Annotated in this window: 14 protein-coding genes and 1 tRNA gene; 10 read left to right on the top strand and 5 right to left on the bottom strand. The window is 70.2% G+C overall.

Annotated features, from left to right (window positions below; translation table 11 throughout):
- Positions 1-54: 54 nt before the first annotated feature.
- Positions 55-624, bottom strand: a complete 570-nt coding sequence (locus ACT1U9_RS20180; RefSeq protein ID WP_444534093.1) for a GPR1/FUN34/YaaH family transporter — start codon at positions 622-624, stop codon at positions 55-57.
- Positions 625-789: 165 nt separating this feature from the next.
- The gene (locus ACT1U9_RS20175) at positions 790-1,311 is read right to left on the bottom strand and encodes a universal stress protein (protein WP_188278211.1); all 522 of its coding nucleotides are present in this window, start codon (positions 1,309-1,311) and stop codon (positions 790-792) included.
- A 369-nt stretch (positions 1,312-1,680) separates the two neighbouring features.
- On the opposite strand from ACT1U9_RS20175, the gene ACT1U9_RS20170 reads away from it, so the two are divergent.
- From ACT1U9_RS20170 to ACT1U9_RS20155, 4 genes are all read left to right on the top strand, one after another.
- The gene (locus ACT1U9_RS20170; RefSeq protein ID WP_444534092.1) at positions 1,681-2,166 is read left to right on the top strand and encodes a hypothetical protein; all 486 of its coding nucleotides are present in this window, start codon (positions 1,681-1,683) and stop codon (positions 2,164-2,166) included.
- A 387-nt stretch (positions 2,167-2,553) separates the two neighbouring features.
- Positions 2,554-3,786 carry a helix-turn-helix domain-containing protein gene (locus tag ACT1U9_RS20165; protein WP_188278212.1) on the top strand — a complete coding sequence of 411 codons (1,233 nt, stop codon included), beginning with the start codon at positions 2,554-2,556 and terminating at the stop codon, positions 3,784-3,786.
- 5 nt (positions 3,787-3,791) lie between these two features.
- The gene (gene orn, locus ACT1U9_RS20160) at positions 3,792-4,394 is read left to right on the top strand and encodes an oligoribonuclease (RefSeq protein ID WP_444534091.1); all 603 of its coding nucleotides are present in this window, start codon (positions 3,792-3,794) and stop codon (positions 4,392-4,394) included.
- 190 nt (positions 4,395-4,584) lie between these two features.
- A tRNA-His gene (locus ACT1U9_RS20155) sits at positions 4,585-4,657 on the top strand.
- Between the two features lie 67 nt (positions 4,658-4,724).
- On the opposite strand, the gene ACT1U9_RS20150 is transcribed toward ACT1U9_RS20155, so the two are convergent.
- Positions 4,725-5,765: a LacI family DNA-binding transcriptional regulator gene (locus ACT1U9_RS20150; RefSeq protein ID WP_444534090.1), complete on the bottom strand. Its 1,041-nt coding sequence runs from the start codon at positions 5,763-5,765 to the stop codon at positions 4,725-4,727.
- 271 nt (positions 5,766-6,036) lie between these two features.
- Between ACT1U9_RS20150 and ACT1U9_RS20145 the strand changes: the two genes are divergently transcribed.
- The 4 genes from ACT1U9_RS20145 to ACT1U9_RS20130 are packed head-to-tail and all read left to right on the top strand — an operon-like array spanning position 6,037 to position 10,728.
- Complete coding sequence (locus ACT1U9_RS20145) at positions 6,037-7,335, top strand: ABC transporter substrate-binding protein (RefSeq protein WP_444534089.1); 1,299 nt, start codon at positions 6,037-6,039, stop codon at positions 7,333-7,335.
- 35 nt (positions 7,336-7,370) lie between these two features.
- Positions 7,371-8,381, top strand: coding sequence for a carbohydrate ABC transporter permease (locus tag ACT1U9_RS20140; protein WP_444539196.1), 1,011 nt, complete (start codon positions 7,371-7,373; stop codon positions 8,379-8,381).
- Positions 8,378-9,220: a carbohydrate ABC transporter permease gene (locus ACT1U9_RS20135; RefSeq protein ID WP_444534088.1), complete on the top strand. Its 843-nt coding sequence runs from the start codon at positions 8,378-8,380 to the stop codon at positions 9,218-9,220. The genes ACT1U9_RS20140 and ACT1U9_RS20135 overlap by 4 nt, the downstream gene beginning before the upstream one ends.
- Positions 9,221-9,279: 59 nt before the next feature.
- Positions 9,280-10,728: a glycoside hydrolase family 1 protein gene (locus ACT1U9_RS20130; RefSeq protein ID WP_444534087.1), complete on the top strand. Its 1,449-nt coding sequence runs from the start codon at positions 9,280-9,282 to the stop codon at positions 10,726-10,728.
- A 9-nt stretch (positions 10,729-10,737) separates the two neighbouring features.
- On the opposite strand, the gene ACT1U9_RS20125 is transcribed toward ACT1U9_RS20130, so the two are convergent.
- Positions 10,738-11,520 carry an oxidoreductase gene (locus ACT1U9_RS20125; RefSeq protein ID WP_444534086.1) on the bottom strand — a complete coding sequence of 261 codons (783 nt, stop codon included), beginning with the start codon at positions 11,518-11,520 and terminating at the stop codon, positions 10,738-10,740.
- Between the two features lie 68 nt (positions 11,521-11,588).
- Entirely contained in the window at positions 11,589-12,167 is a 579-nt protein-coding gene (locus ACT1U9_RS20120; RefSeq protein ID WP_444534085.1) for a TetR/AcrR family transcriptional regulator, read from the bottom strand.
- Positions 12,168-12,265: 98 nt separating this feature from the next.
- On the opposite strand from ACT1U9_RS20120, the gene ACT1U9_RS20115 reads away from it, so the two are divergent.
- Together ACT1U9_RS20115 and ACT1U9_RS20110 are read left to right on the top strand one after the other, a co-directional pair.
- Positions 12,266-13,036, top strand: a complete 771-nt coding sequence (locus ACT1U9_RS20115) for a MerR family transcriptional regulator (protein WP_444534084.1) — start codon at positions 12,266-12,268, stop codon at positions 13,034-13,036.
- The gene (locus ACT1U9_RS20110; protein WP_444534083.1) at positions 13,033-13,203 is read left to right on the top strand and encodes a hypothetical protein; all 171 of its coding nucleotides are present in this window, start codon (positions 13,033-13,035) and stop codon (positions 13,201-13,203) included. The genes ACT1U9_RS20115 and ACT1U9_RS20110 overlap by 4 nt, the downstream gene beginning before the upstream one ends.
- Positions 13,204-13,249 lie beyond the last annotated feature (46 nt).

Genomic DNA, 13,249 nt, shown 5'->3' with positions numbered 1-13,249 from the left:
GCGGGGCCGCTCCTTTGTTCGCCGATGCCGCCCATTGCACCGGCACGCGCGTGCCTAGCCGGCGGCCGTCACCCCCCGGCCGGCCGCGCGTCGCGGAAGGGTCGTCGGCCAGTTGGCGAGGCCGGCCGTGGCGCCGTACCAGGAGACCGCGCCCGCGACCGCCGCGACCCAGCCGCCGGCCTTGCCCAGGCCGTCGTTGGTGGCGAAGTCCGCGATGGCGAGGAGCACCAGGGCGACGAAGAGCAGGGCGTACGAGCCCTGCCTGATGGGTCCCGCGCCGGCCGCGCCGACCGCCAGGCTCAGCGCGAGCAGCCCGAACAGGAGCAGGAACAGACCTGCCGCGTTGGCCGAGAACTTGGAGTCCGCACCACTGGCCCAGGTGAACCAGAAGGCGCCCAGGCCCGCGAACGCGGTGCCGGTGAACGCGTCCTGGTCACGGAACGCGACGATCCCGAGGACGAACAGGCCGATGCCGCCGATGTAGGTGGCGATCGCCACGGCGTCCGCCACCGTCACGCCGTGGATGACCTTGGTCGTGCCGAGGCCGAAGGCGAGCAGGGTGAGTCCGAGTGCGAGGTGACCGAGAGTGGAAGTGATGCTTCCCGCGGGGGCTTCGTGGTCCACGACGGGCTCCCTTCATGTGCAGTTGTGCTGCTGTCGTGCTGCTTCCCAGTGACCCTTATGTACCCTTCACAAGGGCACAATCCACCCCTACCGGAGGGTAGATTCGCCGTGTGCGCAAGGGAGTTGACGCTGTCTCAGCTGGGACAACGTACGGACACGACAGGGTTACGGAATGACGACCACGGGGCGCTGGGCTCTACGCGCGAGGCGACCGGCGACCGAGCCGAAGATCCGGCCGACGATGCCGTGCGTGGAGCCGACCACGATCGCGTCCGCCGCGTACTCCCGCCCGACTTCTTCCAGTTCATGGCAGATGTCGCCGCCGCGCTCGACCAGGATCCAGGAGACCTCGGCGAGATAGTCCGCGCAGGCGAGCTCCAGGCCGAGGACTTCGGTGCGGTGGTCGGGCACGTCCACGAAGACCGGCGGCTCGCAGCCCGCCCACACGGTGGTGGGCAGCCGGTTGGCGACATGCACGATGATCAGGCCGGAGCCGGACCGTCTGGCCATGCCGATCGCGTACGCCAGGGCGCGTTCACTGGACGTGGAGCCGTCGAATCCGACCACCACTCCGTGCCGGAAGGCGGGGTCACAGGACAGACGTGGGTCTTCTGCCGCCTGGAGGTCCGACGTCGGGTCGGCTACCTGCTTGCGGTCCGCGGGTTCGGGGAATTCTTGACCGGCCATGGGTGTCTCGGCGTTTGGATCCTCATGGGAGGGCGACAGTTGGCGGCGGAGCTGTGTCCGGGAATCATCTTCCCAAGCCCATACCCCCAAGGGTACGGCGACACTCCTCTCCTGCCCAGAGCCGCCGATGCTGCACGGCGTTCCCCGGAGCATGCACGAGCCCGCCCCGGATGGCAATGGCCGTTGGCCGGTACAGAGGTCATCGCTTCAACATTTCGTGTGACCACGGGCCCTTCCGGGCGTCCGCCACTGTGGTCCGGCTGTGGCCCCGCTGTGTACGCGCAGTGACCGGAAGCGGTACCTCCCCGTTAGACACGCGGCCGCTTCGACGCTGATCTCGCGCCGTTCTCCGACGCCCCCAGGGAGCCCATGCCCGTGCCCGCCCCGCCGGTCGCCCAGGACGCCTTCGAGGACACGCCGCCCGGCGGCTCCCCGAGGATCGCCCGCACCCCGCACGCCCCCGCCGCGCCCGCGCCCGCCGGGGGTCCGCCACGCCGGGACGACGGCGCGCAAAGCGGCGCGCGGGGCGTACGGGCGCCGGTTTGGGGAACCGGTGACAGCGCGGGCGACGTCGTGCGCTGGGCGGCGTTCAGCTGCGTCCTGGTCCCGGTGGTGCTCGTCGTGTACGGGGACACGTTCGGCGGAGCGGCGGGCTCGGCGCTCGGGCTCACGGCCGTGACGGCGGCCTGCCGGCTGCTGCTGCGCCGGTCCGAGCGGGCGGCCGCGCGGGGACGTGCGGAACGGACGACTCCGCTGCCGCGTCCCACGCCCGGCACGCGCGCGCGGCACGGCCGGACGGGCGCCGGTGCGCACCGCGGCGCTCGGCACAACGGCGAAAGTTCGCCGTTGGACTGACGCGTTCGTACACGCGGACCCGTATGTTTTCAGCCAACTTCCCCTCCCCCCTGATCCCTGTCCGGATTGGCCTGCCAACCCCCTTGCCACCAGGGCGAAAAGCGCTGTGGCACCCGCTTCGGCCATACAGGTACGGGCCATGCGCGTGAGGCGCACTTCCCTGCGGGCGCCTTGAGTGAAACCCTTCGTGATCGAATGCTTCGCGCCAAGTTGCCAAGTCGACATAGCGCTGAGTACCGGACTTGTCACGCCGACGCCACAGAACGCAGTAGATTCGATCATGCGTATCGAAGGCTGGGGGACTCGTGCAAAACCAAGGGGAAAAGTGCAGGAGCGACAAGCCCGACAAGAACGGGGAGCCGCGAACACCGAGGGGGGCTTAGCAGAATGAGCCAGGACTCCGCTGCCGCATCACCGGAGGCCACAAGGAAGCTCGCCGGCCGTCGCCGCCGGGAAGTCGTAGCCGTACTGCTGTTCAGTGGCGGCCCCATCTTCGAGAGCTCCATTCCGCTCTCCGTGTTCGGGATCGACAGGCAGGACGCGGGCGTTCCCCGCTACCGCCTGCTGGTCTGTGCCGGAGAGGAGGGCCCCCTGCGGACCACAGGCGGGCTCGAACTGACCGCGCCCTATGGGCTGGAGGCCATCAACCGGGCCGGCACCGTGGTCGTGCCCGCCTGGCGGTCCATCACATCGCCGCCACCGGCGGCCGCGCTCGACGCACTGCGCCGGGCGCACGAGGAAGGCGCCCGCATCGTCGGCCTCTGCACCGGCGCGTTCGTCCTTGCGGCCGCGGGGCTGCTCGACGGGCGCCCGGCGACCACGCACTGGATGTACGCGCCGACGCTCGCCAAGCGGTATCCGTCGGTGCACGTGGATCCGCGCGAGCTGTTCGTCGACGACGGGGACGTCCTGACGTCGGCGGGTACGGCGGCCGGAATCGATCTCTGTCTGCACATCGTGCGGACCGACCACGGCAGCGACGCCGCCGGAGCCCTCGCGCGCCGGCTCGTCGTCCCGCCGCGGCGCAGTGGCGGGCAGGAGCGCTATCTGGACAGGTCTTTACCTGAAGAGATCGGCTCCGACCCGCTCGCCGAGGTCGTGTCGTGGGCGCTTGAGCATCTTCACGAGCAGTTCGACGTGGAGACGCTGGCGGCTCGCGCGTACATGTCACGCCGGACGTTCGACCGGCGGTTCCGCTCGCTGACGGGATCGGCGCCGCTCCAATGGCTGATCACCCAGCGGGTCCTCCAGGCCCAGCGCCTCCTCGAAACCTCCGATTACTCGGTGGACGAGGTGGCGGGCCGCTGCGGCTTCCGCTCCCCGGTCGCGCTGCGCGGGCACTTCCGCCGCCAGCTCGGCTCGTCCCCGGCGTCCTACCGGGCGGCGTACCGGGCGCGCAGGCCGCAGGCGGAACCGTCCGGAGGTCCGCCGGCGCTGGAGACGGTGCCGCCGCAGGCACTGCCGCAGTCCCGGCGCACGGCGGCGGCGAGCGCCCTGGTCGGCCCGTCGGCGGTCTCGCACGCGCCGCCGCCGGAGCCGGGAAAGTCGGTCGCTGACATGTACGCCACCGGTTACATGCGTCCGAGTCTGCCGGGGCAGCGGAGCGGCCCCGTAGGCTAAGGCGCATGAACGACCGCATGGTGTGGATCGACTGCGAGATGACCGGGCTCTCGCTGGCGGACGACGCACTTATCGAGGTGGCCGCGCTGGTCACCGACTCGGAGCTGAACGTGCTCGGTGAAGGGGTGGACATCGTGATCCGTCCCCCGGACGCCGCGCTGGAGACCATGCCGGAGGTGGTGCGCACCATGCACACCGCCTCCGGGCTCCTCGACGAGCTGGCCGGCGGCACCACGCTGGCGGACGCCGAGGCGCAGGTCCTGGCGTACGTACGTGAGCACGTCAAGGAGCCGGGCAAGGCCCCGCTGTGCGGAAACTCGGTCGGCACCGACCGCGGCTTCCTGTCGCGCGACATGCCGGCCCTGGAGGAGTACCTCCACTACCGGATCGTGGACGTCTCCTCGGTGAAGGAGCTCGCCCGCCGCTGGTACCCGAGGGCGTACTTCAACAGCCCGGACAAGAACGGCAACCACCGCGCGCTGGCGGACATCCGCGAATCCATCGCGGAGCTCCGCTACTACCGCGAGGCGATCTTCGTCCCGCAGCCCGGCCCGGACTCGGACACGGCGAAGACGATCGCGGCGAAGCACGTGCTGCCTGCGGAGTAATCCGCGAGGGGTGTGTCGGGGCCGGGCGGGGGTGACCCCCGCCCGGCTTTCGTCACCGCCCCGAGGGCACCTTGGGAGGGCCCCGCGAAACATGTGCGCGAGCACCCTCCAAGACCCTGTACACTTTTTCTCGGCCGGTAGGGAAAGCCCCCAGGGACTTCCCAAGACCACAACAGTCCGGCCATGCATGGTGGGTATAGCTCAGCTGGTAGAGCACCTGGTTGTGGTCCAGGATGTCGCGGGTTCGAGTCCCGTTACTCACCCTGAAGGTCGAGGGCCGGTACGCGAAAGCGGACCGGCCCTCGATGCGTTTGCGGCCACGGTGGGTCGTCACGACGACGCCCGCACCATCACCTCCGTCGGGAGTACCAGCCGCGCCCCCGACCGCTCCCCCGCCGCGATCTGGGTCAGGAGCAGGTCCGTCATCGCGCGGCCCATTTCCTCTATCGGCTGGCGCACGCTCGTCAGTGGGGGGTCCATGTGGCGGGCTATGGCCGAGTCGTCGAAGCCGATCAGGGCTATGTCCTCGGGGACTCGGTGGCCGCGTTCGCGGAGGATCTGGCGGGCTCCCGCCGCCATTACGTCCGAGGCTGCGAACACTGCGTCCAGACACGGAACCCGGTCCAGCAGTGCCGCCATTGCCGCCCTGCCGCCCTCCTCCGTGAAGTCCCCCGGAGCTACCAGGTCCGGCGACGGTACGTGGCCCGCCTCCGTCAGGGCCGATCTGTAGCCCTCCAGGCGGCACCTCGCGCCGTACACGTCCAGCGGGCCCGTGATCGTGGCTATGCTGCGGCGGCCCCGGGACAGCAGATGGGTCACCGCCGCCCGCGCGCCCCCGAAGTTGTCCGAGTCGACCGATGCCAGCGGCTCGTGTTCGGAGCGGGGGCCGCTGATCACCACCGGGATGTCGAGCTGTTCCAGGAGTTCGGGCAGGGGGTCGTCCGCGTGGACGCCGACCAGGAGGACGCCGTCGACCCGGTGGCCCGTCAGGTACTCGGCCAGGCGGCAACGCTCCCGGTCGCCGCCCACCAGGGTCAGCAGGAGCTGCATCTCCGTGTCCGCGAGCGCCTGGCTCACTCCCCGTACGACCTCCGAGAAGTACGGCTCCGCGAAGAACCGTGTCACCGTCTCGGGGACGACCAGGGCGATCGCGTCCGTACGGTTCGCGGCCAGCGCGCGGGCCGCTCTGTTGGGGACGTAGCCGAGTTCGTCCACGGCCGCCTCTACGGCCGCGCGCGTACGGTCGCTGACCCGGGGCGAGCCGTTGATCACCCGTGACGCCGTGCCCCGGCCGACACCGGCCCGTGCCGCCACCTCTTCAAGGGTGGGCCGCCCCGCACCACGGCCCCGGACCGCGCGAGCTGCTGTCATGCCTGCCTCCCCGTCCCGCCGAACCCCGCTGAATTCCGTCGATCCCCGGTGAACCCGGTGAACTGCGGTGAAAGCTAACAGCCCCGCCTGGCTGCGGCTGCCCTTGTCCGTTGTCTTGACACCCCCTCAGCCAGTCGACACCCTTCAAGACATACGGCTGGGAGCGCTCCCAACCCCCTTCGTACGTACATCCTTCGTACTTCCCTCGTACGGCAGTTGGAGGAACGTCATGCGACAAGCAACGCGCTCACGAACACGTACGTCCTCAAGAATGGCGGCACTTGGCGTCGTTGCCGCCCTCGGCGCGGGGCTGCTCGTCTCCGGTTGCGCCGACGACAGCGGCGGGGCGAGCAACGGACCGGGCGGGGGCGGTGGGGGGCGGACCACGCTCACCGTCGGCGTCTTCGGGGCCTTCGGGCTCCAGGAGGCCGGGCTGTACGACGCGTACATGAAGCTCCACCCGGACATCACGATCAAGCAGACGTCGATCGAGCGCAACGAGAACTACTACCCGCAGCTGCTCACCCACCTCGGCTCCGGCAGCGGGCTCGCCGACGTCCAGGCCGTCGAGGTCAACAACATCGCCGAGGTCACCGCCACCCAGGCCGGCAAGCTGGAGAACCTGGGCACCGTGCAGGGCGTCGACAAGAACAACTTCCTGCCGTGGAAGTGGGGGCAGGCCACCACCAAGGACGGCAAGACCATCGGGCTCGGCACCGACATCGGGCCGCAGGGCATCTGCTACCGCAAGGACCTGTTCGCCGCGGCCGGGCTGCCCACCGACCGGGATGCCGTGGGCAAACTGTGGACCGGGGACTGGAACAAGTACCTGGCGGCCGGTGACCGGTACAAGGCGAAGGCGCCGAAGGGGACTTCGTTCGTCGACTCCGCGTCCGGGGTCATGGCCGCCATCACCGGCAGCAGCGCCAACCGCTTCTACGACGCCGACGGGAAGGTCGTCTACAAGACGAACCCGGCCGTGAAGGACGCCTGGGACACCGCCGCCGCCTTCGCCACCCATGGCCTGACCGCGAAGTTGCAGCAGTTCCAGCCCAGTTGGGACCAAGGGTTCGCCAACGGGACCTTCGCCACCGTCTCCTGCCCCGCCTGGATGCTCGGCTACATCCAGGACAAGGCGGGCGACGCGGGCAAGGGCAAGTGGGACGTGGCGGCCGCGCCCAAGCCGTCCAACTGGGGCGGCTCGTTCCTCATCGTCCCGTCGGCGGGCAAGCACCACGCGGCGGCCGCCGCACTCGCAGCCTGGCTCACCGCGCCCGCCCAGCAGGCCACGCTCTTCGAAAAGCGCGGCAGCTTCCCGAGCGCCAAGGCCGCGTACGCCCTGCCCACCGTCGCGAACGCCAAGCACCCGTACTTCGACAACGCCCCCATCGGGCAGATCTTCTCCAGGGCCGCCGAGGGCACCCCGGTGCAGATCCTCGGCCCGAAGGACCTGATCATCGCCCAGAACCTGGCCGACGTCGGCATGCTCCAGGTCGACCAGAAGGGCAAGTCCCCGCAGGCCGGATGGGACGCCGCCGTGAAGGCCATCGACAACGCGCTGGACCAGTGACGGTGGCGAGCGACACGGGGGCGACGGCGAGCGACATGGGGGCGGCCACGAGCGGCGCGGGGGTGTCGGCCGGGGCGCGCCCGTCCGGCTCCGCCCCCGCCCCCGACGACACCGCCGAGGCCCGACGGCGCGCCCGGCGCAGTCGTCGCTACCGGCGTGACCTGCGCTGGAGCCCGTACGCCTTCGTCGCGCCCTTCTTCCTCTTCTTCGCCGCGTTCGGTCTCTTCCCCCTTCTCTATACGGGCTGGGCCTCGCTGCACCAGGTCGAGCTGACCTCGCCGAACGACATGCACTGGGTCGGGCTGCGCAACTTCTCCCGGCTCCTGTCCGACGACTTCTTCTGGAACGCGCTGCGCAACACGTTCACCATCGGCATCATCTCCACCGTCCCCCAGCTCCTGATGGCCCTCGGTATCGCGCATCTGCTCAACTACAAGCTGCGCGGCTCGATGTTCTTCCGGGTCGCCGTGCTCACCCCGTACGCCACCAGCGTCGCCGCCGCGACCCTCGTCTTCGTGCTCCTCTTCGGGCGCGACTACGGGATGGTCAACTGGGTGCTGGGCCAGGTGGGTTGGGGGCCGGTCGACTGGCAGAACGGGCGGTGGACCTCACAGCTCGCCGTCTCCACCATCGTCGTCTGGCGCTGGACCGGGTACAACGCGCTGATCTACCTCGCCGCGATGCAGGCCGTCCCGCACGATCTGTACGAGTCCGCCGCGCTAGACGGGGCCACGCGCTGGCAGCAGTTCCGGTATGTCACCGTGCCCTCGCTGCGGCCGACCATCCTGTTCACCTGCGTCGTCTCCACCATCGGCGCCACCCAGCTGTTCGGCGAACCGCTGCTGTTCAACGGCAGCGCGGGGGCCACCGGCGGCTCGGACCACCAGTTCCAGACGCTCGGGCTCTATCTCTACGAACAGGGCTGGGTGAACCTCCATCTCGGCCGGGCCTCGGCGATCGCCTGGGCCATGTTCCTGATCCTGCTCCTCATCGGCGCGGTGAACTGGCTGATCTCGCGCGGACTCCGCAAGGGGGTGGCGAGTTGACCGCGAATCGCGCCGGGCGCCAGCTGCACGGCGGGCGTCTCACCTACGCGATCCTGACCCTGTTCACCATCGGCTCCCTCTTCCCGCTGGTGTGGACCGCCGTCGCCGCCTCGCGCAGCAACGAGCGGCTCGCCCAGACTCCCCCGCCGTTCTGGTTCGGCGGGAACCTCTTCCGGAATCTGAGGATCGCCTGGACCGACGCCAACATGGGCACGGCCCTGCTCAACACCACGATCGTCGCCGGGTCGATCGCGCTCGGCACGGTCTTCTTCTCGACGCTCGCCGGGTTCGCCTTCGCCAAACTGCGGTTCCGCTTCAAGAACGTACTGCTCCTCCTTGTCATCGGCACGATGATGGTGCCGCCCCAACTCAGCGTCGTGCCGCTCTACATGATGGTCGCCGAGCTGTCCTGGACCGATCAGCTCCAGGCGGTCGTCCTGCCCACCCTGGTCAGCGCGTTCGGGGTGTTCTTCATGCGGCAGTTCCTCGTGGAGGCGCTGCCCACCGAGCTGATCGAGGCCGCCCGCGTCGACGGCGCGAGCAGCTGGCGGGTGGTGTGGCACGTCGTGTTCCCCGCCGCCCGGCCCGCGATGGCCGTCCTCGGCATGCTCACCTTCGTGATGGCCTGGAACGACTTCTTCTGGCCGATCATCGCGCTGACCCAGAACGGCAGCCCCACCGTCCAGGTGGCGCTCACCGGACTCGGCCGGGGCTATATCCCGGACCAGTCGGTCATCATGGCCGGCGCCCTGCTCGGCACCCTCCCGCTGCTGCTCGCGTTCGTCCTGTTCGGGCGGCAGATCGTCGGCGGCATCATGCAGGGCGCGGTCAAGGGGTGACCGCCGACCCCGAGCCGTACATCGACCTCCTTCCGCACCACCCCGATGGGAGCGTTTCCATGGCCGCCACGTCCGACCTGCCCGACCGCTTTCCGCCCGGGTTCCTCTGGGGCGCCGCCACCTCCGCGTATCAGATCGAGGGCGCGGTCGCCGAGGGCGGGCGCACGCCGTCCATCTGGGACACCTTCTGCCGTACGCCGGGAAAGGTGTCCGGCGGGGACAGCGGGGACGTCGCCGTCGACCACTACCACCGCTGGCGCGACGACATCCGGCTGATGGCGGACCTCGATCTGAACGCGTACCGCTTCTCCGTGTCCTGGCCCCGGGTGCAGCCCACCGGGCGCGGGCCCGCCGTGCAGCGCGGGCTCGACTTCTACCGGGCCCTGGTCGACGGACTCCTGGAACAGGGCATTCGGCCCTCCCTCACGCTCTACCACTGGGACCTGCCACAGGAGTTGGAGGCGGCGGGCGGCTGGCCGGAGCGGGAGACCGCGTACCGGTTCGCCGACTACGCGCGGCTCGTCGCCGATGCCCTCGGCGACCGGGTGGATATGTGGACCACCCTCAACGAGCCCTGGTGCAGCGCCTTTCTGGGGTACGGCTCGGGCGTCCACGCGCCCGGCCGCACCGATCCGGTGGCCGCGCTGCGCGCCGCGCACCACCTCAACCTGGGCCATGGGCTCGCCGCCCAGGTACTGCGCTCGACGCTGCCGGGGGCCAAGTTGGCGATCAGCCTCAACCCGAGCGCGATCAGGGCCCGTACCCAGTCGCCCGCCGACCTCGACGCGCGCCGCCGCGTCGACGCGCTCGCCAACCGCGTGTTCACCGGCCCGATGTTCCGGGGCGCGTACGACGACGACCTGCTGCGGGACACGGCGCATCTCACCGACTGGTCGTTCGTCCGCGACCGCGATCCGAGCGTCATCAAGCACCCCCTCGATCTGCTGGGCATCAACTACTACACACCCTCAGTTGTATCCGCCCCCACTGACAATGACTCCGGAACTGGCCCTGACCAGCGGAAATCCCGGCTCGACGGGCATGGCCAGAGCCCCGACTCGCCCTGGCCGGGCGCCGACTCGGTGGTGTTCCACCGGCCACCGGGCGAGCTGACGACGATGGACTGGGCCGTCGATCCGACCGGCCTGTACGACCTGCTGATGCGCTACACCCGCGAGGCGCCGGGCGTGCCGCTGATGATCACCGAGAACGGGGCCGCGTACGACGACAAGCCCGGCCCGGACGGCGCCGTGCACGACCCGGACCGCATCCGCTATCTGCACGGCCACCTCTCGGCGGTGCGGCGCGCGATGCGGGACGGGGCGGACGTACGCGGGTACTTCCTGTGGTCCCTGCTGGACAACTTCGAGTGGGCGTACGGCTACAGCAAGCGGTTCGGGGCGGTGTACGTGGACTACGAGACACAGGCCCGTACGCCGAAGTCGAGCGCGCGGTGGTACGCCGAGGTGGCTCGTACGGGAATCCTGCCGGAGCCGCCGACGGCATAAGGATGCAGGTCAGGCCGTCTTCACCGCGCCGCCGTCGATGCGGTGGTCCGCGCCCGTGATGCCGGCGGCGCGGTCCGAGACGAGGAAGGCGATGAGGGCGGCCACCTCCTCCGGTTCGGTGAACCGGCCCGTCACCATGCCCATCAACTGCGGTGCCTGGTCCAGGAGTTCCTGGTGTCCGAGGCCGTTCACGGCGGCCAGGCTCGCCCCGAATCCGTCGGCCGCCTCCCATATCGCGGTGCGCACCGGGCCCGGCGAGACGGTGTTGACCCGCACGCCGCGCGGCCCGAACTCCTCGGAGAGCGCCTTGCCGAACGCGGTCAGCGCCGCCTTCGCCGTGTTGTACGGGATGGGGCCCGAGGCGGGCATGCGGGCGCCCATGGAGGACACGTTCACTACCGCGCCGCGCCGCTCCAGGAGGGCGGGGAGGGCGGCGCGGGTGGTGCGGACGGCGCTGAAGAAGTTGACGTCGAACGCGTTCTGCCAGGCGGCCTCGTCGATGTCGAGGAAGCTGCCGAGGTCGATGGTGTCCCCGCCGCCGACGTTGTTGACCAGGATGTCGATCCCGCCGAGCTCGGCCAGCGCCTGCTCGACCAGGGCAGCGCCGCCTTCGGGGGTGGAGAGGTCGACGGCGACCGGGAAGGCGCCCGAGTCCTTGAGTTCGGCGGTGACGGTCCGGCTCGCGCCGACCACGCGTACGCCTTCCCTGACAAGGGAGTTGACCACGGCGAGGCCGATGCCACGGCTCGCGCCGGTGACGAGGGCGGTCTTTCCTTCGAGGTGCAGATCCATGTCCCGTTCCTTCTTGAACTGTAGGTACAAAATATGGGCAGGCGTGAATCCCGACGGATCGGTGCAGGTCAGAAGGTCGCGAGTACGCCGTCTACGACTCGGCGGAGCTGGTCCGCGTCCTCCGCCGTCTTGGCCAGGACGCGCGTACCGACGACCGTACTGAGCAGCAGCGCGCCGAGGGCGCGGGCGTCGCGGTCCGGGGCGATCTCCCCGGCGCGCTGCCCCTCCTCGATCGCGGCCCGGAACGCTTCCTCGGTCCGGGCGAACATGCGCCGCACCTCCGCCGCCGCCTCCGGGTCCGAACTCGCCAGCTCGGAAGCGGTGTTGACGGCGAAGCAGCCCTTGCGCTCCGGGTCTTCGACGTCCAGCTCGACCAGCGTCTCCAGCGCGACCCTGATCCGCTCCTTGACCGGCCCCGGCTGCCCGATGATCTCCGTCAGGGAGACGGCCTGGGTGGTCGCGTACCGCCGCAGCGCACGCTCGAACAGCGCCCGCTTGCTGCCGAAGGCGTTGTAGAGGCTGCCCTTGCCGATACCGAGCTCGTCGACGAGGTCCTGCGGCGTGGTGGCCGCGTACCCCTTGCGCCAGAAGGTCTCCATCGCCTGGTCGACGGCGGTCTCGGGATCGAACTGCTTCGGCCTGCCCATGATCACGACGGTACTCGTTATTTGACCTGGAGGTCAAGAAAAACGTACAGGGAAAGGCACTTGAACCTCACGTCGCGTCAGGATGCATCGTGGGTGCCATGACCGCATCCATGACCTGGAGGGTGGGACCGCTGGCCGAGGCCAGCGGGCTGACCGTCCGTACGCTGCACCACTGGGACACCATCGGGCTGCTCTCGCCGTCCCGCCGCACGGCAGGCGGACACCGCGAGTACACCGAGGACGACATCGACCGGCTCTACCAGGTGCTCGCCCTGCGCAGCCTGGGCCTCGGCCTTGAGACCATTGCAGTCTGCCTGGATTCCGGGGTGGACCCGACCCGGGTGCTGCGCGACCACCGCGCCGGCGTCGAGGCGTCGCTCGCGGCCCTCGACGCACTGCGGCAGCGGCTGCTGCACATCGAGGAGCAGATCGCCGACGGGCAAAGGCCCACGACCGAGGCCGTCCTCGCCGCGCTGCGGGCGACCGGGGCGGCCGGTTCGCCGGGCGAACGCGCGCTGCGCCAGCACCTCGACGGCGACCAGATCCAGGTCCTCGCCACCCGCGCCGCAGCCCTCGGGCCGACCGCGCACTATCTGCTGGAGATCGAATGGCCGGAGCTGTACCGGCGGGCCGAGGCGTTGCGCAAGGCCGGGAAGCCGCCGACCGACGCTTCCGTACGGAAGCTGGTGGCGCGGATGGACGAGCTGAGCGTGCTGTTCGGCGGTGGGGACAAGAAGATCTCCGGCGGCGTACGCGCGGCCTGGCGCGAGGACCCGGCCGCGATGTCGGGCGACGCCTCGGCCGTGCCCGGTCAGTGGGACGACCTGTCGACGTATCTGGACGCGGCGAGGGCGGGGGCGCGCGCATGAACAAGTACTCGGTGCTGCCACTGCTGTTGATCGCCGCGCCGCTGCTGTACGTACTGGCGGCGGCAGGGGTCGTTCCGTGGGCGGCGGTGGTGGGCGTGGTGATCGCGCTCGGTCTGCTCGCGGTCGTTGCGCGAAAGGGGCGCGCGCCCCGGCCGGGTGGAGGGTGAACCGGCGGGACGCGCGCGTGGAGCTCGAACGGGGCTTGTCCGACGG

It is taken from the genome of Streptomyces sp. BR1 (assembly GCF_052373795.1).
Classification (GTDB): Bacteria; Actinomycetota; Actinomycetes; order Streptomycetales; family Streptomycetaceae; genus Streptomyces.
Note: the sequence above shows the minus strand (reverse complement) of the source record. Positions and strands in the feature narration are given on the sequence as shown.

What these genes read in the sequence shown, in the direction of transcription:
- ACT1U9_RS20175 (WP_188278211.1), bottom strand. Translation starts at nt 1,311, where the DNA reads ATGGCCGGTCAAGAATTCCCCGAACCCGCGGACCGCAAGCAGGTAGCC.
- ACT1U9_RS20170 (WP_444534092.1), top strand. Translation starts at nt 1,681, where the DNA reads ATGCCCGTGCCCGCCCCGCCGGTCGCCCAGGACGCCTTCGAGGACACG.
- ACT1U9_RS20165 (WP_188278212.1), top strand. Translation starts at nt 2,554, where the DNA reads ATGAGCCAGGACTCCGCTGCCGCATCACCGGAGGCCACAAGGAAGCTC.
- orn (WP_444534091.1), top strand. Translation starts at nt 3,792, where the DNA reads ATGAACGACCGCATGGTGTGGATCGACTGCGAGATGACCGGGCTCTCG.
- ACT1U9_RS20150 (WP_444534090.1), bottom strand. Translation starts at nt 5,765, where the DNA reads ATGACAGCAGCTCGCGCGGTCCGGGGCCGTGGTGCGGGGCGGCCCACC.
- ACT1U9_RS20145 (WP_444534089.1), top strand. Translation starts at nt 6,037, where the DNA reads ATGGCGGCACTTGGCGTCGTTGCCGCCCTCGGCGCGGGGCTGCTCGTC.
- ACT1U9_RS20140 (WP_444539196.1), top strand. Translation starts at nt 7,371, where the DNA reads ATGGGGGCGGCCACGAGCGGCGCGGGGGTGTCGGCCGGGGCGCGCCCG.
- ACT1U9_RS20130 (WP_444534087.1), top strand. Translation starts at nt 9,280, where the DNA reads ATGGCCGCCACGTCCGACCTGCCCGACCGCTTTCCGCCCGGGTTCCTC.
- ACT1U9_RS20125 (WP_444534086.1), bottom strand. Translation starts at nt 11,520, where the DNA reads ATGGATCTGCACCTCGAAGGAAAGACCGCCCTCGTCACCGGCGCGAGC.
- ACT1U9_RS20120 (WP_444534085.1), bottom strand. Translation starts at nt 12,167, where the DNA reads ATGGGCAGGCCGAAGCAGTTCGATCCCGAGACCGCCGTCGACCAGGCG.
- ACT1U9_RS20115 (WP_444534084.1), top strand. Translation starts at nt 12,266, where the DNA reads ATGACCGCATCCATGACCTGGAGGGTGGGACCGCTGGCCGAGGCCAGC.
- ACT1U9_RS20110 (WP_444534083.1), top strand. Translation starts at nt 13,033, where the DNA reads ATGAACAAGTACTCGGTGCTGCCACTGCTGTTGATCGCCGCGCCGCTG.